Genomic DNA, 20,223 nt, shown 5'->3' with positions numbered 1-20,223 from the left:
GTGGGCACCGGCGCGGCCGGGGGCGAGGAGCTGCTGCTGCTGGTGAGCCCCTCCTCCGGGAACGGCCGCGCCCTGAGGGCCGCGGCACCGGTCACCGAGGCCCTGCGGCAGGCCGGCTACGCGCCTCGGGTGGTGGCCACGGAATCCCTGCAGGACGCCACCCCGGCTGGCCGCAGCGGCGCCGGCCGGATCCGTGGTGGCCGCACTGGGCGGTGACGGCCTGCTCGGGGCGGCCGCCGGTGGCGTCAAGGACTCGGGGGCCATCCTGCTGCCCCTGGCCGGTGGCCGGGGCAATGACACGGTCCGGCGGCTCGGGCTCGGGGTGGACGCGGTGGAGACCGTGCGCCGGCTGGACCGGCTGCGGGTACGGCCGATGGACCTGGGTGAGGTCAACGGCCGGCCGTTCCTGGGCGTGGCCAACGCCGGCTTCGACGGCCTCGCCAACGAGCGCGGCAACCAGTAAACTGAACCTGGGTCCTCTCATCTACCTCTATGGCGGCCTGCGCGCCTTCCTGGAGTGGCGAGGGGTGGAGTTCACGGTGACCGTGGACGGCCGGACCTCGACGTTCACCGGATGGTTCGCGGCCGTGGGCAACCTGGGCCAGTACGGCGGCGGGCTGAGGATCTGCCCGCGCGCCCAGGGCGACGACGGGCGGCTGGACGTGGTCAGCCTGGGCCGGGCCTCCATCCTGGGGGTGGCCACCACGTTCCTGCGCTCCTACCGGGGGACCCACCTGCGGCACCGGAGCATCCGCCTGGACTACGGTGCCTCGGTGCAGATCAGCGCCAACCGTCCGCTGAACGTCTACGCGGACGGCGAGCGGGCCACCGAGCTGCCGGCCACCGTGAGCATCCTCCCGGCGGCGCTGCGGATCCTGGCGCCAGCCGACTCGCCCGCGTTGTCCGGCGGCCCCGGAACGCCCCGTCACCCGGGGGCCTCCCTAGACTGACAGGCATGCAGCATCAGCGGGCCGTCCGGGGAACCTTCTCCGGGCGCATGACGGGGCTCGTCCTGGCCTCCGTGGCCGGCACCCTGGTGATCTGCCTGCTCGCCATCGTGTGGCTGACGGCCCAGCGCATCCATGACCAGGCCGAGCAGCAGGCCCTCGGCATCGCCCGGACCGTCGCCTCGATCCCGGACGTGCGTACGGACGTGGCCGCACAAGCAGAGCTGGAGACCCTGGACGTCGCCGCGCTCGCCGAGGGCCCACTCCAGTCCACCCTCGAGGGTGTGCGCGAGCGGACGGGGGCCCTGTTCGTCATCGCCACCGAGGACCGCGGGCTGCGGCTGGCCCACCCCAACCCCGATCTGATCGGCGAACGGGTCAGCACGGACCCGGTGGCGCTGCGCGGGGTGGAGGCCACCTCCACCGAGCGCGGGACCCTGGGGGAGTCCGTCCGGGCCAAGGTGCCCGTCTGGTCTGCGGACGGAGAGCGCGTGGTGGGGGAGATCAGCGTGGGGGTGGGTGTGACCGCCGTGTCCGCGGACGTGCGCCAGGCCGCGGTGTCCGTGGCCGTCGTCGGAGTGGTGGGCCTGGGACTGGCCGTGCTGACCGCTGTCTATCTCAAGCGCCGGCTCCGGCGGCTGACCCTCGGCCTGGAGCCGGACGAGATCGCGGCCTCCGCCCGGGACCAGGCCGCCGTGCTCCACGGGGTGCAGGACGGTGTGCTCGGCGTCAGCCCCGAGGGCGTGATCACCGTGCGTAACAAAGCCGCCCGGCTGCTGTTGGACCTGCCGCACCGGGACGATCCGGACGACGTGGTGGGGCGGCAGTACCTCGATTCCGGCCTGCCGGGCCGGCTGGAGGCGGCGATCGGGGACACGTTGCACTCCGGTGCCTCGACCGTGGGCCTGCGGCTGACCGTGGGAGAGTCCTCCATGCTCGCCTCCGTGGTCCCCGTCCGCCGGGACGGCGTGGACCTCGGCGGCGTGGCGATGCTCAAGGACACCACGGCCGTGGAGGCCCTCGGCAGTCGGCTGGATGCCGTGGAGGCCATGGCCGGTGCCTTGCGCGCCCAGCGCCACGAGTTCGCCAACCGGCTCCACGCGCTGTCCGGGCTGCTGGCCGCCGGTCAACTCGACGCGGCTCAGGAGTTCCTGCAGCAGGTCATCGAGTCCGGGCCCGTGAAGGACCCGGTCCCCGGCATCGACGCCGTGCAGGACACCTTCCTGCGCGCCTTCGTGGGTGCCAAGGGCGTGCAGGCGCACGAGCTCGGGGTCCAGTTGCGCGTCGGCCCGGAGACCTCCTTCTGGCAGACCGTGGAGGACCCGCAGGACGCCACGGCAGTGCTCGGCAACCTGGTGGACAACGCCGTGCGCGCGGCCCTGGACGGGGACGGAGCAGAAGGGCACGACGCCGGCCCGGCCGGCCGGGGTGCCACCGAACCCTGGGTGGAGGTGGACCTGCTGGGGGACGGGGACACCCTGCACCTGGCGGTGGCCGACTCCGGGGGTGGGGTGCCTGAGGGGCTGGACGTCTTCGCCGCGGGCACCACCACGCGAGGCGGTGGTGACCACGAGGCCCACGGGCACGGCGTGGGGCTGTCCCTGGCCCGGCGGCTGGCCCGGCAGCGCGGCGGGGACGTGTGGCTGGCGGATGCCGGCGGGGCAAGTGGTGGCCCAGGCCCGGACCGGGACGGAGACCTGGGCGGAGACCGGGACGGAGACCGAGGCCGAGACCGATGCGGCGGTGCCGTGTTCTGCGCGCGGCTGCCGGGCGTGCTGGGCCACACCACGGACTGGAGAGAGGAAGAGAGATGACTGAACATCCCACGGACTGGAGGGTCCTGGTGGTGGACGACGACTTCCGGGTGGCTTCGATGCACGCCGGCTACGTGGACGCCGTCCCAGGATTCACCGCGCTGCCGCCGGTCAGCGACGCACGGCTGGTGGCCCGCTCCGTGACGGACGCCCGGCCGGACCTCGTGCTGCTGGACCTCTACCTGCCGCACGTCTCCGGGCTGGACCTGCTGAGCACCCTGGACGTGGACGCCTTCGTGCTCAGCGCCTCCGGGGAGGGCGAGTCCGTGCGGACGGCCCTCCGGCGCGGGGCCCTGGCGTACCTGGTCAAGCCCTTCGGCGAGAAGGCGCTCGCGGACCGGTTGCGCGCCTACGCCCGGTATCGGCGGCTGCTGGCGGGAGGCACCCATGACCAGGTGGCGATCGACCGCGCCCGCCGCGTGCTGCTCGTGGAGGCGGAACAGGCGCCGGCCACTGCCGCCGCGACCACCGAGCAGTCCGTGCTCGAGGCCGTCCATGCCGCCACCGAGGACCTCACGGTGATGGAGGTGGCGGATGCCGTCGGGATCTCCCGGGCCACCGCTCAGCGGTACCTCTCCCACCTGGCCCAGACGGGGCAGATCAACCTGGGGCTGCGCTACGGAGCCCGCGGCCGCCCGGAACACCGCTACGGGCCAGTCCGACGTTGAGTCGACGTGGGTGGGTACTGGGCGAAGACACCGACCCCACGTCGACTGAGAGCGGAGGGGCCGGCGGGATCAGGCCCCGTTGACCTGGTACAGCACCAGCAGCGCCGTGAGCCCGATCGTCAACAGCAGTCCCGGGAGGGTCAGGATCAATTGGGTCCGCCGGTGCATCATCATGACGGCCGCGAACTCCCGGAGGTAGGCACTGGGTACGTAGTAGCCGGCCGTGTCACCGCCCACCACGTCCGCGTCCACCCCGAGCCGCCGGGAGAGCAGGGCCGCCCGGGGTGCATGGTAGTTGTTCGTGGCCACCAGCAGATGTCCTGGGGTGGCCCCGGCGGGCAGGGCTCGGTCCGCGATCTCGCGGGAGAAGCGGAGGTTCTCCTCCGTGGTGCGGGAACGGTCCTCCGGCAGCACCCGTTCCGCCGGAACCCCCTGTTCCGCGAGGTACTCGGCCATGGCGGCGGCCTCGGCACGTGGCTCATCCGGCCCCTGCCCTCCGGAGGGGATCATCGGCAGGGCGGCCCCCTGGGCCGCCCAGGCGCGCTGTCCCCGGTCCAGCCGGGAGGCCAGCAGTGGCGAGACCGTGCCACGGATGAGCCCGGAGCCCAGCACCACCACGGCGTCCGCACCGGACCGGGGCCCGCGCCGCGCGTAGGTGACGGTGAAGATCAGGAACGTCAGGAAGGACAGCCCCACCTGGGCGGAGAGGAAGAAGGCCAGGGCGGCTGCCCCGATGCCCGCCGGGTGGAGGGTCATCGTCAACAGGATGGCCAGGGCGGGCAGTGCCAGCAAGGCGACCCCGGCCAGCAGCGAGAGGAGGTTGCCCAGGCTCCGTCCCTCCCGGCGTACCATCTGGACCCCGTTGCGGATGAGGAATCCGGCCAGGACGAACACGGAGAAGGGCAGTGCGAGCAGCACCAGCCCGAGCAGCGACTGCAGTTCGGGGGAGAAGTAGGCGATGAACTCCAACACGGCGCCCCAGGCGAACCAGGCGCCCACCAGCAGCAGTACTGAAGTCCTCAGGCGGCGCGGCTCCTCCCGCCACATCCGGCGGAACAGGAGCCAGCAGCCCAGGGCGAGCAGTGCACTGATCATCGGGTGGTCCCTTCCTGCCGTGCCGGTCCGGCCAGCGTCCTCACGGTCTTCAACTCCGCCAGCATCCGGTGCCGCAGCGCATTGGCCTCCTCGGCGAATCCTCGTTGGGCGCGCACGTACTCGGCCCGCCCTGCTGGGGTCTCGATCCGGATCGGTTCCAGCCCCCAGTCCGCCAGCTCGTAGGGGGAGGCCTGCATGTCCATGGTCCGGATCCGCCAGGCCAGCTCGAAACACTCGGCCACCAGGTCCGAGCTGACGGCTGGCAGCAGTTTGTAGGCCCACTTGTAGACGTCCATGTTGGCGTGCAGGCAGCCCGGCTGCTCCAGTTCCACTTGGGTCTGGCGCGTCGGTTGGAGGGTGTTCAGGGGTGCGGCCTCGGGGGCGTAGAAGCGGAAGGCATCGAAGTGTGAGCAACCGATCCGGTTCTGCTCCACCACCGCGTTGGTCCCCTCCGCCCCGAGCCGCAGGGGAACGGTCGAGTGGCGCACCCCGTGGACCTCGGAGCGGTAGGCCATGGCCCACTCGTGCAGTCCGAAGCAGGCCAGCCGGGCCGGTCGTTGCGCGGTCAGGCCGAGGATGCGCTCGGCGAACTCGATCATGGAGGCCCGGCGCTCGGCGAAGGCGGGCACGTCCACGGTCCACCCGCCCCCGGGCAGATCCCGGCGCGGCTCGACCCACCGGTAGAACCTCCAGCCACCTCCGGGGCCCGGTTTGCTCGCCGGTTGGGCGCCGTCCTGGTGCCCGACGGCGGCCGGGGACCGTCCAGCGCCGGGTTCCGGGCCGGCATCGTGCCCGGGATCCGCCGCGAGCACCGTGCCGGCTCCGGGGTGCCAGCGCTCCAGGCCGCCGGGGGTGAGGGAATAATACGAGAACAGGAAGTCATGCACCGGGTGGCGCACCCCGGCCGCGTGCAATTCGCGCAGCGGCTCGGTGTAGGTGCCGACGCGGTCCCGGTGGGCCTGCGCGGCGGCGCGCCACTGGGCCGCGGGCAGCACGTGGAGGCCCTCCGCGGACGGCGCGGAAGGGCTCACGGCCGGGGGCGCGGAGGGGGCGGAACGGGACACCCAACCAGCGTACGGTCCTGAGCCGCCCGGCGCATGCCGGTCCGGTCCGGTGAGGGGGGAGGCCGAAGATCCTGTAAAAGATCTGTTTCAGGACTTCCGTTGACCCTCCGGCTCGGGTAGGTTGCCGTCATCCCACCTTCGTGGTTGTCGTCACTCGCACCGCTCTCACTAGGACCTCCGCATCGCCTCGTCCCCTCGCAGGCCGAGCGCCGCGGCGGCCGGCGGCGGCCATGGAGATCACTCGCCGGGCACAACCGTGCCCGGACTGCACCTTGGTGAGGAAAGGCGAGGTTCATGTCCACGAACCCCAAGACTGCTCGGCGACGCCGGGCACTGACCGCCACATTGGCGGGGATCGGATTGCTGGCCGCGCCCCTTGCGGCGATGCCGGCCGTCGCGGCCCCAGCCGAGGGCGGATCTGCACCCTCGATCGATCAGGCCTTGCAGGCCGCCGCCGAGTACAGGGACGGCCGCTACTTCGTGATCCTCAAGGAGGATCCGGTGGCCACCTACACCGGCGGCACGGCGGGCTTCGCGGCCACGGCCACTGACGGCGGAGGACTGGACCTGGATTCACCCGCGGTCCAGAAGTACGGCAGCCACCTGACGGCGCGGCAGCTCGAGGTGGCCTCCTCGGCCGCCTCGCGCCTGAGCGTGGACCGCCACTTCACCACCGGCCTGAACGCCTTCGTCTCCGAGCTCACCGGCGAGCAGGCTCGTGAGCTGTCCAAGGACGAGCGCGTCCTCGGGGTCTCCGAGGTCCAGGAGTACGCGCCGGACTACTCGTCCACCGAATTCCTCGGTCTCCCCGGCTCCGATGGGGCCTGGGACAGCCACTTCGGCGGCGTGGAGGGCGCCGGCCAGGGGGTCGTCGTCGGCGTCATCGACACCGGCTACCACCCGGAGCAGGAGATGCTGACCGGTGAGCCGGTGGAGCCCCTGTCCGGTGAGCCGCAGGTCGGTGAGCCGTACCTGGACTCCGCGGGCCAGATCGCCATGCTCAAGGCGGACGGCACCACCTTCCGCGGCGACTGCGAGGCCGGCGAGGACTTCTCCGGCGAGGAGTGCAACTCCAAGGTGGTCGCCGCCCAGTACTACTCCGAGGACTTCGAGGCCTTCGTCCCCGAGGGGGACCGTGACCCCAACGAGCGGCTGTCCCCGATCGACATCTCCTCCCACGGCACCCACACCGCCACCACGGCCGCCGGCAACAACGGCGTGGACCAGGTCATGAACGGCGGTGCCTCCTATGGTGAGGGCTCCGGCGTGGCCCCGGAGGCCAAGGTCTCCGTCTACAAGGTCTGCTGGGAGGACACGAATCCGGACACCGGCGGATGCTACGGCACCTCCTCAGTGGCCGCGATCGAGCAGGCCATCATCGACGGCGTGGACGTGTTGAACTACTCCATCTCCGGGTCCAACAACTCGGTGGTGGACCCGGTCTCCCTGGCCTTCAAGTCCGCCGCCGAGGCCGGGATCTTCGTCTCCGCCTCCGCCGGCAACTCCGGCCCGGCCGCCCAGACCGTCAACCACTCCGCTCCATGGCTGACCTCCGTGGCAGCGTCCACGTTCTCGAACGAGCTCACGGGCACGGTCGAGTTCCCGGACGGCGAGAAGTTCCGCGGCGTCTCCTCCATGACCGAGGGCGTGGGCCCGGCCGAGGTGGTCCTCGCCAGCGAGGTCGGCCTGGCAGGTGCGGCGGACGTCGACCTCTGCGCTCCCGACTCCCTGGACCCGGCCGCAGCCGCGGGCAAGATCGTGGTCTGTGATCGCGGCGTGTATGACCGCGTGGCCAAGTCTGCCTCGGTGGAGGCCGCCGGAGGCGTGGGGATGGTGCTCGTGAACATCGGCGGCGGCTCCGAGGATGCGGACCTGCACTCGGTGCCCACCGTGCACACCTCGGACGAGTCCATCAAGGAACTGGTGGCCTCCACGGACCAGCCGGCCACCCTGGTGGTCGGAGACACCACGGGCCTGGACCCGGTCCCGGTGCCGCAGATCGCCGGGTTCTCCTCGCGAGGACCCTCCACCGCGGTGGACTCCGAGCTGCTCAAGCCGGACATCGCCGCCCCCGGCGTCAACGTCCTGGCCGGTGTCTCCCCGCTGGACCCCATGTACCAGGGCGATTCCTACGGCCTGATGTCCGGCACCTCCATGGCGGCGCCGAACCTGGCTGGCATGGCGGCACTGATGAGCGCCAAGTACCCGGATTGGTCTCCCATGGCCGTGAAATCGGCCATGATGACCTCCGCCGGTGACGTCCTCAACGCGGACGGGACCGCCAGCGCGGACAACTTCGCCACCGGTGCCGGCTCTGCCGAACCGGCCGCGATGGTGGACCCGGGGCTGGTCTACGAGTCCGACGCCCGTCAATGGGACGCCCTCATCCTGGGGGACCTCGCCGGCCGGGACGTCAACGTGCCCTCGATCGCGATCAATGACCTGCTGGGTTCCGCGACCGTGACCCGCACCGTCACCGCCACCGAGACCGGGACCTGGTCTGCCCAGGGGTCCGTGCCCGGCTATGAGGTGACGGCCGAGCCGGCCTCGGTGTCCCTGAAGGCCGGTGAGTCCGCCACGGTGGAGATCACCCTGACCCGCACCGATGCCGAGGCGGACGTCTGGACCCACGGCACCTTCTCGCTGGCCCGCCCCAGTGGCACGGCCGTCACCTCCCCGGTGACCGTGCGCGCCGTGGACGTCCTGTCTGAGGACGCCGTGACGGGCGAGGGGGCCACGGGCGCCACCGAGACCGAGCTCGAGTCCGGGCTCACGGGCACTCTCGAGCCCGAGATCGAGGGCCTCGGCCTGGCCGAGGTGGAGGACTTCTCCAAGGTCCCCGGCCCTCTGGTCGGAGCTGATGACGACTCCAACCACGTGACCGTGACCGAGATCGCCGAGGGCACCACCTCGGTGACCTGGTCCCTGGCAGCCGGTGACGAGCAGTCCGACTGGGACCTCTTCGTGGTGGCTCCGGACGGCACCGTGCTCCAGGAGGCCACCGCCTCCGGGTCCGAGGAGCTGGTGCTGACGGATCCGGCCCCGGGGACGTATTACGCGATCTCGAACCTGTACTCCTCGCCGGGCAGCGCCTCCGTGCCGGCCAGCATGGAGACCGTGGTCCTGGCCGGAGACGTGGGCAACCTGTCCATCTCCCCGGATCCGCTGGCCGTACAGAACGGTGAGACGGCGGACGTGGCGCTTGAGTGGTCCGGACTCACGCCGGGAACCTGGAAGGGCTTCGTGGAGTGGTCTCCGGGCTCCCGCACCGCGGTCACCGTGGCCGTGGAGGATGGTGGCACCGCCCCCGGGGAATGCGATCTCGAGGACTTCTCGGACAACGATCCGGGTTCGCGGTTCTATGAATCCGTGCGCTGGATGCAGTGCGGGGAGATCACCGAGGGCTACAGCGACGGTAGCTACGGCAAGGACAAGGACATCTCGCGTGGCGAGTCCGTGGCCTTCATCTACCGGTACGTGGGTCCGGAGTTCACGCCCGAGGGTGAGACCTTCCCGGACGTCCCGCAGGACCACACCTTCTACGAGCCGATCTCCTGGGCCCAGGCGGAAGAGATCTCCGTGGGCTATGTCGACGGTGAGTTCAAGCCGCTGCGCGAGGTGACGCGCGCCGAGTTCGCCTCGTTCGCATACCGCGCGTTGCAGCCCACCGAGGACGGCACCGGTGAGACGGAATTCACCGACGTCCCGGAGACCGATGCCGCCTATGATGCCATCACCTGGATGGCGTCTCACGGGATCTCGAAGGGCTACTCGGACGGTTCGTTCCGTCCGGACCAGCCCATCACCCGTGGCGAGGTCGCGGAACTGATGTTCCGCACCGACGGTGTGGTGACCGACTAGCCCCTTCAGGCTAGTTGAGCGGCCGGCAGGCCATACAGATACTGCCGGGTCACAGTGATCATCACTGTGACCCGGCAGTATTGCTGTGGGGTGGGCGAGCCGTGACCGTGACCGCGGCGGTCGGCCATGGCTGCCGGTATTACCGGCCGGTGCCGCCGTGGACCACGGCTTCCTCGTCCGCGTCGAGGCCGAAGGCCTGGTGCACGGCGCGCACGGCGGTGTCCAGCATGTCCTCGCGGGTGATGATGGAGATGCGGATCTCCGAGGTGGTGATCATCTCGATGTTCACACCGGCCTGCTTCAGGGCCTCGAAGAACGTGGCGGAGACGCCCGGGTTGGAGCGCATGCCGCCGCCGATCACGGAGAGCTTGCCGACGTGCGGGTTGAGGATCGCGTCCTCGAAGCCGATCTCCTCCTTGGCGTCCTCGAGGGCCTCCATGGCCGTCTTGCCGTCCGTGATCGGCAGGGTGAAGGAGATGTCGGTGCGTCCGGTCTCCACGCGGGGGACGTTCTGCACGATCATGTCGATGTTCACTCCGGCACCGGCGACCACGTTGAACACCTCAGCGGCCTTGCCCGGGAAATCCGGGACGCCGTAGACGGTGACCTTGGCCTCGGAACGGTCATGGGCTACGCCTGAGACGATCGGCTGTTCCATGGGTTCGCCTTCCTCAATGGTGATGGTTTCTTCAGGATTGGGTCGCACCCAGGTGCCCTCGTTGTGGGAGAAGGATGAGCGTACGTGCAGCGGGACGCCGAAGCGGCGGGCGTACTCCACGCAGCGCAGGTGCAGGATCTTGGAGCCGGCCGCGGCCATCTCCAGCATGTCCTCGGAGGAGATCTCGTCGATCTTCCGGGCGGAGGCCACCACACGGGGGTCCGCCGTGTAGACGCCGTCCACGTCCGAGTAGATCTCGCAGACGTCCGCGTCCAAGGCAGCCGCCAGCGCCACGGCCGTGGTGTCCGAGCCGCCGCGGCCCATGGTGGTGATGTCTCGGGACTCGCGGCTCATCCCCTGGAAACCGGCCACGATGGCGATGTCCCCGGCGTCCACGGCGTCCTTCACGCGGTCGGGAGAGACATCGATGATGCGGGCGTCCCCGTGCAGGCTGTCCGTGAACATGCCGGCCTGGGAGCCCGTGAAGGACTGGGCGGTGGCGCCTCGGGAGTGGATGCCCATGGCCAGGAGGGACATGGAGATGCGCTCGCCCGCGGAGAGCAGGAGGTCCATCTCCCGGGCGGGTGGCTCGCCGTTGATCTGCTCGGAGAGGTCCAGGAGTTCATCGGTGGTGTCTCCCATTGCGGAGACCACCACCACCACCTGGTGGCCGGCCTGTTGGGTATCCACCACGCGTTGGGCCACGCGCAGGATCCCCTCGGCATCGGCGACGGAGGACCCGCCGTACTTCTGGACGATCAAACTCATGCAAGGACCTCACGGTGGAAGGGCGTACCGCACTGGGGCGGATGGTCATGGGGCTTGCGCTCCAGTTTAGGGGGAGCGGGGCCCGCAGCGTCTTGAGTGACCACTGAAGATCACGAAAAGGTAACGGCGGCTGTGTCCTGATCGGCCGCCGTCGTGTCCTCTCAACGCAGGGAGCGGGCAGGGAGGAGCAGTCCTCTCTGCCTGCACCGTGCGCAGGAGGGGAGGGTCAGCGGGTGCCGATCTGCCCCTCGCCGAGCACGGCCCGCAGGAACTTCTTGGTGCGCTCGTGCGTGGGGGCCGTGAACATGGTGTGGGGGTCGGAGTCCTCCACGATCGAGCCGCCGTCGAACATCAGCACACGGTCCGAGACGTCCCGGGCGAACTGCATCTCGTGCGTGACGATCAGCATGGTGATGTCCGTGGTGTCCGCGATGTTCCGCAGGATCCCCAGGACCTCGTCCACGATCTCCGGGTCGAGGGCGGAGGTGACCTCGTCCAGCAACAGGATCTCCGGATCCATGGCCAGGGCGCGCGCGATCGCCACGCGTTGCTGCTGACCGCCGGACAGCGAGGAGGGGTGGGCGTCGGCCTTGTCCGCGAGGCCGACCTTCTCGAGCAGGTCCTTGGCTTTCGCCGTGGCCTCGGATCTGGACTGGCCGAGCACGTGGACGGGGGACTCCGTGATGTTCTGGATCACCGTCATGTTGGGGAACAGGTTGAACTGCTGGAAGACCATGCCGATCCGGGTGCGGGTCTTCTTGATCTCCCTGTTGGACAGCCGCACCCGCTTGCCGCCCTCCAGGCGGTGGGTCAGCGGGTCACCGTCGATGAGGATCAGTCCTCCGGTGGCCTCCTCGAGCGTCATGACGAGGCGCAGGATGGTGGTCTTCCCGGAACCGGAGGGGCCGATCAGGGTCACCCGCTCGCCCTTGTTCACATGGAAGTGCAGGTCCTTCAACACCACGTTGTCACCGAAACGCTTCTCCACGTCCCGGAACTCGATGATGGGGGCGGTGCCGGCGGCGCGCGCACCGGGGGTGGTGGCGGGGTCAGTAGGCGTAGGCAAGTCGCTTCTCCAATCGGCGGACGAGGACGGACGTGGGGTAGCTGGCCAACAGGAAGATGATGCCGGCCAGCGTGATGGCCTCCACGTAGCGGAAGTTGTTGCCACCGAAGATCTGGGCGGCGTTCACCATCTCCACCACGCCGATCACCAGCAGGAACGGGGTGTCCTTGAACATGGAGATGGCGTAGTTGCCCAGCGCGGGCACGGTGGCCCGCAGGGCCTGCGGGATCACGACGGCGGTCCAGGTGCGTCGCGTGGACATGGACAGTGCCGTGGTGGCCTCCCACTGGCCCTTCGGGACCGCATCGATGCCGGCGCGGTACACCTCGGACATATAGGTGGAGTAGTGGATGCCGAACACCACGATCCCGATGGTGATCGCATCGAACATCAGGAACGTGTAATAGGCGAACAGCAGCTGCACCACGATCGGGGTCATGCGGATGAAGCTGACGATCCACCTGACGATCCCGGAGACGGGCTGCGGGGCCAGGCGGATGATCATGGCCCACACCAGGCCGAGCGCGGCCGCGATCAGGGTGGACACCACGGTCACCAGCAGGGTGACGGTCAGGAAGCCCTCGAGGACGTCGGGGAGGGCCCGGAAGGCAAGGTCCCAGTCCCACAGGTTGCTCTCGTTCTGCATCAGACGCCACCTCCCGCCGTGGACAGCGCGTCCTTGTTCGTGGGCGTGGGGGAGAGGATCTCACGCAGGGACGGGCCGCGGCCGAGCCGGTTCTTGGCCCGGGCCTCCAGGGCATTCATGAACAGCGTCAGGATCAGGGCCAGGATGAAGTAGCCCACCAGTCCGACGGCGGCGTAGGCCCAGAAGGTGTCCGTCTGCCGGGTGAGCTGGTCCAGGTAGAACGTGAAGTCACGCAGCAGGATGACGCTGACGATCGCGGTTCCCTTCAATAGGTGGACCAGCAGGGATGCCAGGGACGGGATCATCAGGGCCCAGGCCTGGGGGAAGATCACGCGGCGCATCCGGTGGACCGGGGACATGGACAGGGCCGTGGTGGCCTCCCACTGCCCCTGCGGTACGGAGGCGATGGAGCCGCGCACCACTTCGGCGCAGTAGGCCCCGTAGTTCAGACCCAGGGCCAGCACTCCCACGAACATGCCGGGCAGTTCCAATCCGAACTGGGGCAACACGAAGAAGATGAAGAACAGCTGGACCACCAGCGAGGTTCCGCGGAAGAACTCGATGATGATCCGGCCGGGGATGGCCAGGGCCTTGTTGGAGGCCCCGGCCATCAGGCCGAGGATCAGGGCGAGGACGAGGGCCAGTGCCGATCCCATGACCGTGAGCTGGATGGTGACCCACAGCCCCTGAACCAGGAACGGCCAGGCCTCGGCGGTGGCCTGAAGGTTCTCAAGCACCGGCTATCAGCCCAAGTCGCCCGCGCACAGCTGCTCGGTGGTCAGGTCCTCCGGGGGCAGGTTCTCGGCGGTGAAACCGTAGTCACCCACCACCTCCAGGTAGGTCTCCTCGGATTCCGTCACGCCGCCCAGCGCCTCGTTGTAGGCCTCCAGCAGATCCGTGTCGTCCTGGCGGAACACCGTGCCGCCGGCACCGATCTGCTCCACGCCGTCAATCACCTGGACGAAGGGGTCGGTGGTCTCCACGCCGGCGTCCGGGTTCTCCTCGGCCAGCGTGTTCAGCGAGATGGCGGTCATGGCGAAGGCATCCGCACGGCCGTTGGCCACGGTGTCCATGCCGGTCTGGGCATCCGGGACGGACTGGACTTCCAGTCCGAGGGAATCGGCGTAGCCGGCCTCGATGCCACCGGCCAGCACGGCCAGGTTCACCTGCTCGCCGCCATCGATCTTCTCCTTGACGGAGTCCAGGTCACTCAGGCCCAGCGGGTTGCCCTCCGCGACCATCAGCGTGGTGGTGTACATGATCTCCGGGTCGGAGAACGCGGCCTGGGCGCAGCGGTCGGGGAGGATGGACATGCCTGCGGAGACGGCATCGAAGCGGCCGGCGTTCAGGCCCGGGATGAGCGAGTTCCACTCGACCAGTTCGGCCTCGACGTTGTCGATGCCCATCTCCCCGAAGATCTGCTCGTGCATGGCCACGGTGGCCCCGGCGGGCTCGCCGCCCTCAAGGTAGGAGTAGGGGACCTCGCCGGCGATGCCGACGGTGATGGTGCCCTCATCCTGGAGGCGCTCCAGGGTGTTGCCGCTGGCGGCCGTGGTGCCCTCGCCGCCTTCCGATTCACCCTCGGAACCGGCGTCCCCGCCCCCGCAGGCGGTGAGCATCAGGGCGGAGGCGGCCAGCAGACCGGCTCCCTGCAGCAGGCGCCGTGAGCGGCGATGGCGGGCGGCCGGGGGTGCCGCGGGGTTCAGGTGCTGGATGGTCATGGCGTGCTCCTCAGCTGGCCGGACCCCCCGAAGCTGCCGGCGGGGGTGGCCGGTGGTGCGATGGATGACGGTGCGTGAATCTCGGTGCGTTGCAGACAGCCTTGGGCCGACGCTAGCAGAATGTGAAGGGACTCACCATCGGAACGTCGACCAGAAGAATGTCGACAATATAACGATTCGCGTGGAAGGATCGGAGTCCTCCCCATGGCCCGTTGCGTGGAATGATCGTGGGTGCGTCGAAAGGAACCGCCTCATGAACGAGACCCAGGACCGGGATGCCGTCCGCCGGAACGGACCGGTCAGCAGGCCTCTGGTGAACATGGTGCGCCGTCCCTCCACGGTGGATCTCATCGCCGTGGAGCTGCGCAACGCCATCTACAGCGGCACCCTTCGTCCGGGTTCCTCCGTGCGCGAGGCCGAGGTGGCCTCGCAGCTCGGGGTGAGCCGTGGGCCCCTGCGCGAATCGGCCCAGCGGCTGGTCCAGGAGGGGCTGCTCGTGGCCCGTCCCGGGGCCGGCCTGCGCGTGGCCACCGTGGGCGCAGACCAGGTGGCCGAGCTGTACGCGGCGCGGCTGGCCATCGAGGGATCCGCCGTGCGGCACCTGGCCGGGCTCGAGCCTGAGGACCGGGAGCGCCGCCTGGCCGCCCTCCGGGAGCTTTTCGCCCCCCTGGAGGCCTCCCTCGCGGACGGCTCGGATGCCCGCCGGATCGGAGACGCGGACCTGGACCTGCACTTCGGACTGGTCGAGGCCACCGGGAACCTGCGGATGACGGCTATGGCCTCCACGCTGATCGTCCAGACCCGGCTGGCGGCACTGTCCCACCGGGACGGCTACGTGGTCCGCACGGACATCCTGGACGTCCACCGGACCCTGCTGGGCCAGATCTCCGACGGCGACGGGCTGGCTGCCGAGCAGACCCTCGCCGGGCATTTCCAACAGTCCGTGGACCGGCTGCTGGGCCGGCTGGAGGAACCCTTCAGCACGGTGGTCGGCGCGGCCGAAGGCTCACACTTCGCCTTCAACCGCCTGCCTTGACGTTCAGCCGGCCACGTTGCGCCGGCCCTCGAAGGCTCGCCCGAGCGTGACCTCGTCGGCGTACTCCAGATCGCCGCCGACGGGCAGCCCGGAGGCCAGCCGGGTCACCGTCAGCCCGGTGGAGCCGAGCATGCGGGACAGATACGTGGCCGTGGCCTCGCCCTCCAGGTTCGGGTCCGTGGCGAGGATGACCTCTTCGATGGTGGCGTCCTGCAGCCGCGTCAGCAGCTCGCGGACATGCAGCTGATCAGGCCCGATGCCGGCGATCGGATTGATGGACCCGCCGAGCACGTGGTACCGGCCGCGGAAGGTGCGGGTCCTCTCAATGGCCATGACGTCCTTGGACTCCTCCACCACGCACACCTGAGTCCCGTCGCGCCGCTCGTCCCGGCAGATCGCGCAGGTCTCCTGCTCGGAGATGTTGAAGCAGATCGAGCAGAGTTTGACCTTGTCCTTGACCGTGCGGATGGACTCGGCCAGCCGGAGCATGTCCTCGGCATCCGCCTCCAGAATGTGGAAGGCGATGCGTTGGGCGGACTTCGGCCCGATCCCGGGCAGTCGCCCGAGTTCGTCGATCAGGTCCTGGACCGCACCTTCGTACACGCTACCGACCACCTTCTGCCTTGCTGTCCTGGCCCGTGGGCCAGGGGATACGGTTCCCGCCGGACGGCGGAGGGGTGCTCAGTTCCGAGTCAGGACAGGGGACTGCCGTCCAACATCCGTTCCTCGATGAAGCGGCCGGCCAGCAGCCGTTCCACCACCTTGCGCCCGGCGATGCCGGATTCCTCGATGGTGATGTCATCCTCGCTGGGAACCTCGTCCCCCCAGCTTACGGACCCGGACGCCGTGGCCCCGTCCGCACCGCCGGTGGAGGGGTCCTGTGGCGGCGCGGTCACCCCGGGCGCACCGGGTTGGCCGGGGTGTGGCCCCGCCCCGGCCAGCGCAGACGGCCCGGACGGGGATGCCTGTGACTGGTTGTACTGCTCCATCATCTGCTGGAACCGGCTGGCCCGGCGCTGATGCGGGGAGTCAGCTGACGGCGCTGGTGGCTCCCCCGGGCCAGCGGTCGGTGCGGGGGTCGGGGCGCTGCGGCCCGGCCCGGCCGCGGCAGCGTTGCGCTCGGCACGCATCTCGGCCTCGGGCCTGGCGAACGACGGGATGCCGCCCAGCCCCGGCTCCGGTCGGGGAATCGGGGCATGGCCGGGCTCGGGACGAGGGGCCGAGGGCGCTGACGGCTCGGGCCGAGGGATCGCGGAGGCGGCGGGCTCCGGGGCGGGGGCGGCGCGTGCTCCCGGTTCCTCTCCCCACTGGCGGGCGTATCCGGGATCGTCCTCCGGTTCGGGCTCCTCGTCCCACGGCGGGGGAACGTCCTCCTCCGGGTAGGAACCGCCCGGACCGGACCAGTCGGAGACGGGGATGTCCTCGGCCGGCAGATCCTCCTCCACGGCCGGCGTCTCAGCAACCTCGGCCACCTCAGCTGTTTCAGCAACCGCGGCTGCCTCAGCTGCCTCGGCGATCTCAGCCTGTGCGGTGGCCTCGCTGTCCGCAGTGGCATCAGTCTCCGCGGGCGCGGTGTCCACCGGAGTGGTCTCTTCGGCGGCGGGGGGCGGGACTACCGGCTGGGGGGCCGCCGGGGTGGGGCGGCCCTCAGCTTTTGGGCCGGGACCACCCGCGGGTGCGGACCCTCCGGTGATGAGGTCCAGTTGGGGTTGGATCCCGAGGACGGAATGGACGGCCTCGGCGATGGTGCGGTCCCCGCCACGGCGCTGCACCGTGTCCCGGGGGCCGTCGCCGGAGAATCCGATGGTCAGCAGCTGTCCGTCGAAGCCCGCCACTGACGCGTTCTGTGAGACGAGCATCCAGATGAGCCGCGAGTGTTCCTCCAGATACTCCAGGACCTCGGGCCAGGCCCTGCGGATCATCTCCACCTGGGAGGCGCTGCCGCCTTGGGGGGACGACGACGGCTGCCCGGGCTCCGGACGTGACGGCGCGTCCTGCGTGGGCTCGGGGCGAGCAGGGGAGGGCTGCGCCGCTTCGGACGATTCGGGCTGTGCCGGTGCCTCGTGTTCTGCCGGGGGCTGGGGGGCGGCCGCTGGTGCGGGTGGGGCGGCCGTCTCCGCGGCACGCTCGGCACCCTCCGCGCGGGCACCACGGACGCTGTCTTCCACCCGTTCTCCGCGCTTCATCGCGGCGCGGGCCAGGGCCGCCCCGGACAACGATCCGTCCTGGTCCCGCGGGGGGATCACCTCGTCCGGCGCGGCGGAGGACACCTCCGCGGAAGGGGCAGGGCGAGCGGGGCCGGCCGGGCCGGCGCCGTGCGGGTCGGCACCCTGCGGGGCGGGTGTCTCTGCAGAATCCGGGGAGCCCCCGTAGGCGAGCCGGCGCTCGATCCGGTCCAGGCGAGCAGCCAGGCCGCGCTCGGTGGCGTCCGTGGTGGGCAGCATCAGCCGGGCCATCAGCAGCTCGAGGTGCAGGCGCGGGCTGGTGGCGCCGACCATCTCCGTGAGGGCCTGGTTGGTGATGTCCGCGGCGCGGGAGATCTCGCCGTGGCCCAGTTGGGCCGACTGGGTCTCGAGGCGGCGGACCTGGTCTTCGGGCATGCCGTGCAGTACCGCGGAGGCGGACTCGGGCATGGCCTTGACGATGATCAGGTCTCGGAATCGCTCCAGCAGGTCCTCCACGAAGCGGCGGGGGTCCTGGCCGGACTGCACCACGCGGTCCACCACGCGGAACACGGTCTGGGAGTCGGCGGCGGCCACGGCGTCCACCACGTCATCCAGCAGGGCATCCGGGGTGTAGCCGAGCAGGTTCACGGCCAACTCGTAGCCGATGCCACCCTCGGCCGCTCCGGCCATCAGCTGGTCCAGCACGGAGAGGGTGTCCCGCACGGAGCCGCCGCCGGAGCGGATCACCAGGGACAGTACGCCGGGCTCCACGTCCATGTTCTCCTGCACGCACAGCCGCTCCAGGTACTCCATGAGCGGCTCGGGCGGGACCAGGCGGAAGGGGTAGTGGTGCGTGCGGGAGCGGATGGTCCCGATCACCTTGTCCGGCTCCGTGGTGGCGAAGATGAACTTGATGTGCGGTGGGGGCTCCTCCACGATCTTCAGCAGCGCGTTGAAGCCCGCTGAGGTGACCATGTGTGCCTCATCGATGATGAAGATCTTGTAGCGGTCCCGCACGGGGGCGAAGGTGGCGCGCTCGCGCAGGTCGCGGGCATCATCCACGCCGCCGTGCGAGGCCGCGTCGATCTCGATGACGTCCAGGGCGCCCGAACCGCCGGTGGCCAGCTCCTGGCAGGACTCGCACACGCCGCACGGGTGGCCCGTGGGACCCTCCGCGCAGTTCAGGCAACGGGCCAGGACGCGGGCCGAGGTGGTCTTGCCGCAGCCGCGCGGACCGGAGAACAGATACGCGTGATTGACCCGGTCCTTGGACAGGGCCGTCATCAACGGCACGGTGACATGCTCCTGGCCGATGATGTCCTCGAAGGAGTCGGGACGGTAGCGGCGATACAGGGCGGTAGTCACCTATGGAACCTTATCTTCTCTTCGGGGGTCTCTGCAGGGCCGATCACGGCTTGTGGAGGAGTCCACGGGGCGCGCGGCACCGTCTCCGAGTCGAAGCGGCCCAGGACCTGATCCAGGGGGCCGGCGGGCAGGCCGATCGAGTCCAACAGCAGGTCCCGTACCCTCGCCGGCGACCACCCGCCGCGAGGCAGCGCCGTGAGGTCGGCGAGCGTCACCGCGCCGTCCCGCTTGGCCAGCCGCTGCCCCGCAGTGTTGAGCACCAGGGGGACGTGGATGTACTCGGTGTGTGGAACGGGAAGGCCGTTGCGTTCGGCGAGCAGCCGGGCCAGCCAGTCCTGCCGCGGCGCGGAGGAGAGCAGATCGTCTCCACGGACCACCTGGTCCACGCCCTGCGCCAGATCATCCACCACCACCGCCAGGTTGTACGCGAAGGCACCGTCATTGCGGCGCAGCACGAAATCGTCGACGGCGGCCTGGACCGTCCCGTTCAGCCGATCGGTCACGCGGTGGACCGGTGGGTGGCCCTCCGGCAGGCCTGCGGCGCGGGCCGCATTGATCCGCAGCGCGGCGGGGCGCTCGGCGCGACGGCGCTCGCGTTCGGACCCGGAGAGGTTGCGGCAGGTGCCGGGATAGGACCCCGGTGGCAGGACGAGGGCCGGGGCGGGGTCTTGGCTCGGAAGAATCGAGTCGGGAGGGCTTGCCGGGGAGACGGGGGGTGTCACCGGCATGTCCGCCGTACTCGATGAGGGGTGTGGGGTGGCTGAGGGCAGATGGGGTGCGCTCGTGGCCTCGGCGATGTCCTTGCGGGAGCAGAAGCACTCGTAGACGAGCCCGTCCTCAACTGTGGAGCCCAGTCCGCCCAGGGTGGTGAGCGCGTCTTCGTAGAGGGGGAGCCGCTCGGACTGGCGGACCGGTGCGGAGTCCCAGGTGACGCCGATCGCTGACAGGTCGGTGAGCTGTTCCGCCTCGGCGCCGGAGCGGACCCGGTCCAGATCCTCGATGCGCAGCAGGAAGTCCCGGTCTGTCTGGCGGGCGAAGAGCCAAGCCAGGATGGCGGTGCGCAGGTTGCCCAGGTGCAGGGTGCCAGACGGGCTGGGGGCGTAGCGGCCAGCGGGCACGGGACCTCCGGACGGTCGGGCAGTCGAACGGTGGAGCAATCGGGTAGGTGTCGGGGAAATTAAAGACCCCCCACGCACCTGCCAGAGCCCACCTACCCTTGCTACCTTCCGGTCCTGGGGGAGTTCAGCGAGATGACACCACGTGAGGGGCCGCCGTCCATCTTACCAGCGCCGAGGCGCCGGAGGCGATTCGCCGGGACGGGACTCCCGGGCGGCAGGACCCTAGGGTGG

General features: G+C 70.2%; 17 protein-coding genes and 1 other RNA gene. 7 read left to right on the top strand and 11 right to left on the bottom strand.

Annotation, left to right across the window (positions count from 1 at the left end; translation table 11 throughout):
* From IMT31_RS07220 to IMT31_RS07200, 5 genes are read left to right on the top strand one after another with little or no spacing between them, the layout of a single operon-like run.
* Entirely contained in the window at positions 1-216 is a 216-nt protein-coding gene (locus IMT31_RS07220) for a hypothetical protein (protein WP_413544259.1), read from the top strand.
* The gene (locus IMT31_RS07215) at positions 197-463 is read left to right on the top strand and encodes a diacylglycerol kinase family protein (RefSeq protein ID WP_413544258.1); all 267 of its coding nucleotides are present in this window, start codon (positions 197-199) and stop codon (positions 461-463) included. The genes IMT31_RS07220 and IMT31_RS07215 overlap by 20 nt, the downstream gene beginning before the upstream one ends.
* Positions 384-950 carry a diacylglycerol/lipid kinase family protein gene (locus IMT31_RS07210; RefSeq protein ID WP_413544257.1) on the top strand — a complete coding sequence of 189 codons (567 nt, stop codon included), beginning with the start codon at positions 384-386 and terminating at the stop codon, positions 948-950. The genes IMT31_RS07215 and IMT31_RS07210 overlap by 80 nt, the downstream gene beginning before the upstream one ends.
* Before the next feature lie 5 nt (positions 951-955).
* Positions 956-2,761, top strand: coding sequence for an ATP-binding protein (locus IMT31_RS07205; RefSeq protein WP_413544256.1), 1,806 nt, complete (start codon positions 956-958; stop codon positions 2,759-2,761).
* Positions 2,758-3,429 carry a response regulator gene (locus IMT31_RS07200; protein WP_413544255.1) on the top strand — a complete coding sequence of 224 codons (672 nt, stop codon included), beginning with the start codon at positions 2,758-2,760 and terminating at the stop codon, positions 3,427-3,429. Before IMT31_RS07205 ends, IMT31_RS07200 begins: the two co-directional genes overlap by 4 nt.
* Positions 3,430-3,498: 69 nt before the next feature.
* Here IMT31_RS07200 and IMT31_RS07195 read toward each other — a convergent pair whose 3' ends face one another.
* Both IMT31_RS07195 and IMT31_RS07190 read right to left on the bottom strand, forming a co-directional pair.
* Positions 3,499-4,524 carry a YdcF family protein gene (locus IMT31_RS07195; protein WP_413544254.1) on the bottom strand — a complete coding sequence of 342 codons (1,026 nt, stop codon included), beginning with the start codon at positions 4,522-4,524 and terminating at the stop codon, positions 3,499-3,501.
* Entirely contained in the window at positions 4,521-5,588 is a 1,068-nt protein-coding gene (locus tag IMT31_RS07190) for a 3-methyladenine DNA glycosylase (protein WP_413544253.1), read from the bottom strand. Before IMT31_RS07190 ends, IMT31_RS07195 begins: the two co-directional genes overlap by 4 nt.
* 294 nt (positions 5,589-5,882) lie before the next feature.
* Between IMT31_RS07190 and IMT31_RS07185 the strand changes: the two genes are divergently transcribed.
* Positions 5,883-9,449 carry a S8 family serine peptidase gene (locus tag IMT31_RS07185; protein ID WP_413544252.1) on the top strand — a complete coding sequence of 1,189 codons (3,567 nt, stop codon included), beginning with the start codon at positions 5,883-5,885 and terminating at the stop codon, positions 9,447-9,449.
* Positions 9,450-9,588: 139 nt separating this feature from the next.
* On the opposite strand, the gene IMT31_RS07180 is transcribed toward IMT31_RS07185, so the two are convergent.
* From IMT31_RS07180 to IMT31_RS07160, 5 genes are all read right to left on the bottom strand, one after another.
* Positions 9,589-10,875: an aspartate kinase gene (locus tag IMT31_RS07180; protein ID WP_345354293.1), complete on the bottom strand. Its 1,287-nt coding sequence runs from the start codon at positions 10,873-10,875 to the stop codon at positions 9,589-9,591.
* A gap of 226 nt (positions 10,876-11,101) precedes the next feature.
* Positions 11,102-11,941 (bottom strand): ectoine/hydroxyectoine ABC transporter ATP-binding protein EhuA, encoded by an 840-nt coding sequence (ehuA, locus tag IMT31_RS07175; protein WP_345354295.1) that lies wholly within the window; start codon positions 11,939-11,941, stop codon positions 11,102-11,104.
* Positions 11,925-12,587 (bottom strand): ectoine/hydroxyectoine ABC transporter permease subunit EhuD, encoded by a 663-nt coding sequence (gene ehuD, locus IMT31_RS07170; protein WP_345354297.1) that lies wholly within the window; start codon positions 12,585-12,587, stop codon positions 11,925-11,927. The genes ehuA and ehuD overlap by 17 nt, the downstream gene beginning before the upstream one ends.
* Positions 12,587-13,324 (bottom strand): amino acid ABC transporter permease, encoded by a 738-nt coding sequence (locus tag IMT31_RS07165; RefSeq protein WP_345354299.1) that lies wholly within the window; start codon positions 13,322-13,324, stop codon positions 12,587-12,589. The genes ehuD and IMT31_RS07165 overlap by 1 nt, the downstream gene beginning before the upstream one ends.
* A gap of 6 nt (positions 13,325-13,330) precedes the next feature.
* Positions 13,331-14,308 carry a transporter substrate-binding domain-containing protein gene (locus tag IMT31_RS07160; protein WP_345354301.1) on the bottom strand — a complete coding sequence of 326 codons (978 nt, stop codon included), beginning with the start codon at positions 14,306-14,308 and terminating at the stop codon, positions 13,331-13,333.
* A gap of 253 nt (positions 14,309-14,561) precedes the next feature.
* Here IMT31_RS07160 and IMT31_RS07155 point away from each other — a divergent pair, with 253 nt between their 5' ends.
* A complete protein-coding gene (locus IMT31_RS07155; protein ID WP_345354303.1) occupies positions 14,562-15,344 on the top strand; it encodes a GntR family transcriptional regulator in 783 nt (260 codons plus the stop codon).
* Positions 15,345-15,347: 3 nt separating this feature from the next.
* Here IMT31_RS07155 and recR read toward each other — a convergent pair whose 3' ends face one another.
* The 4 genes from recR to ffs all read right to left on the bottom strand — a co-directional run bounded on the left by recR (position 15,348) and on the right by ffs (position 20,147).
* Positions 15,348-15,947 carry a recombination mediator RecR gene (gene recR / locus IMT31_RS07150; protein ID WP_413544251.1) on the bottom strand — a complete coding sequence of 200 codons (600 nt, stop codon included), beginning with the start codon at positions 15,945-15,947 and terminating at the stop codon, positions 15,348-15,350.
* Between the two features lie 89 nt (positions 15,948-16,036).
* Positions 16,037-18,874, bottom strand: coding sequence for a DNA polymerase III subunit gamma and tau (locus IMT31_RS07145; protein WP_413544250.1), 2,838 nt, complete (start codon positions 18,872-18,874; stop codon positions 16,037-16,039).
* Positions 18,871-19,992 carry a glutamate--tRNA ligase family protein gene (locus IMT31_RS07140; RefSeq protein ID WP_413544249.1) on the bottom strand — a complete coding sequence of 374 codons (1,122 nt, stop codon included), beginning with the start codon at positions 19,990-19,992 and terminating at the stop codon, positions 18,871-18,873. The genes IMT31_RS07145 and IMT31_RS07140 overlap by 4 nt, the downstream gene beginning before the upstream one ends.
* Positions 19,993-20,050: 58 nt before the next feature.
* Positions 20,051-20,147, bottom strand: an RNA gene (gene ffs, locus IMT31_RS07135) — signal recognition particle sRNA small type.
* Positions 20,148-20,223 lie beyond the last annotated feature (76 nt).

The organism is Citricoccus nitrophenolicus (assembly GCF_047305825.1).
Classification (GTDB): Bacteria; Actinomycetota; Actinomycetes; order Actinomycetales; family Micrococcaceae; genus Citricoccus; species Citricoccus nitrophenolicus.
Note: the sequence above shows the minus strand (reverse complement) of the source record. Positions and strands in the feature narration are given on the sequence as shown.

Bases quoted from the DNA above. Each gene is read 5' to 3' on its own strand.
- IMT31_RS07205 (WP_413544256.1), top strand. From the start codon at position 956: ATGCAGCATCAGCGGGCCGTCCGGGGAACCTTCTCCGGGCGCATGACG.
- IMT31_RS07200 (WP_413544255.1), top strand. From the start codon at position 2,758: ATGACTGAACATCCCACGGACTGGAGGGTCCTGGTGGTGGACGACGAC.
- IMT31_RS07195 (WP_413544254.1), bottom strand. From the start codon at position 4,524: ATGATCAGTGCACTGCTCGCCCTGGGCTGCTGGCTCCTGTTCCGCCGG.
- IMT31_RS07185 (WP_413544252.1), top strand. From the start codon at position 5,883: ATGTCCACGAACCCCAAGACTGCTCGGCGACGCCGGGCACTGACCGCC.
- IMT31_RS07180 (WP_345354293.1), bottom strand. From the start codon at position 10,875: ATGAGTTTGATCGTCCAGAAGTACGGCGGGTCCTCCGTCGCCGATGCC.
- ehuD (WP_345354297.1), bottom strand. From the start codon at position 12,587: ATGCAGAACGAGAGCAACCTGTGGGACTGGGACCTTGCCTTCCGGGCC.
- IMT31_RS07160 (WP_345354301.1), bottom strand. From the start codon at position 14,308: ATGACCATCCAGCACCTGAACCCCGCGGCACCCCCGGCCGCCCGCCAT.
- IMT31_RS07155 (WP_345354303.1), top strand. From the start codon at position 14,562: ATGAACGAGACCCAGGACCGGGATGCCGTCCGCCGGAACGGACCGGTC.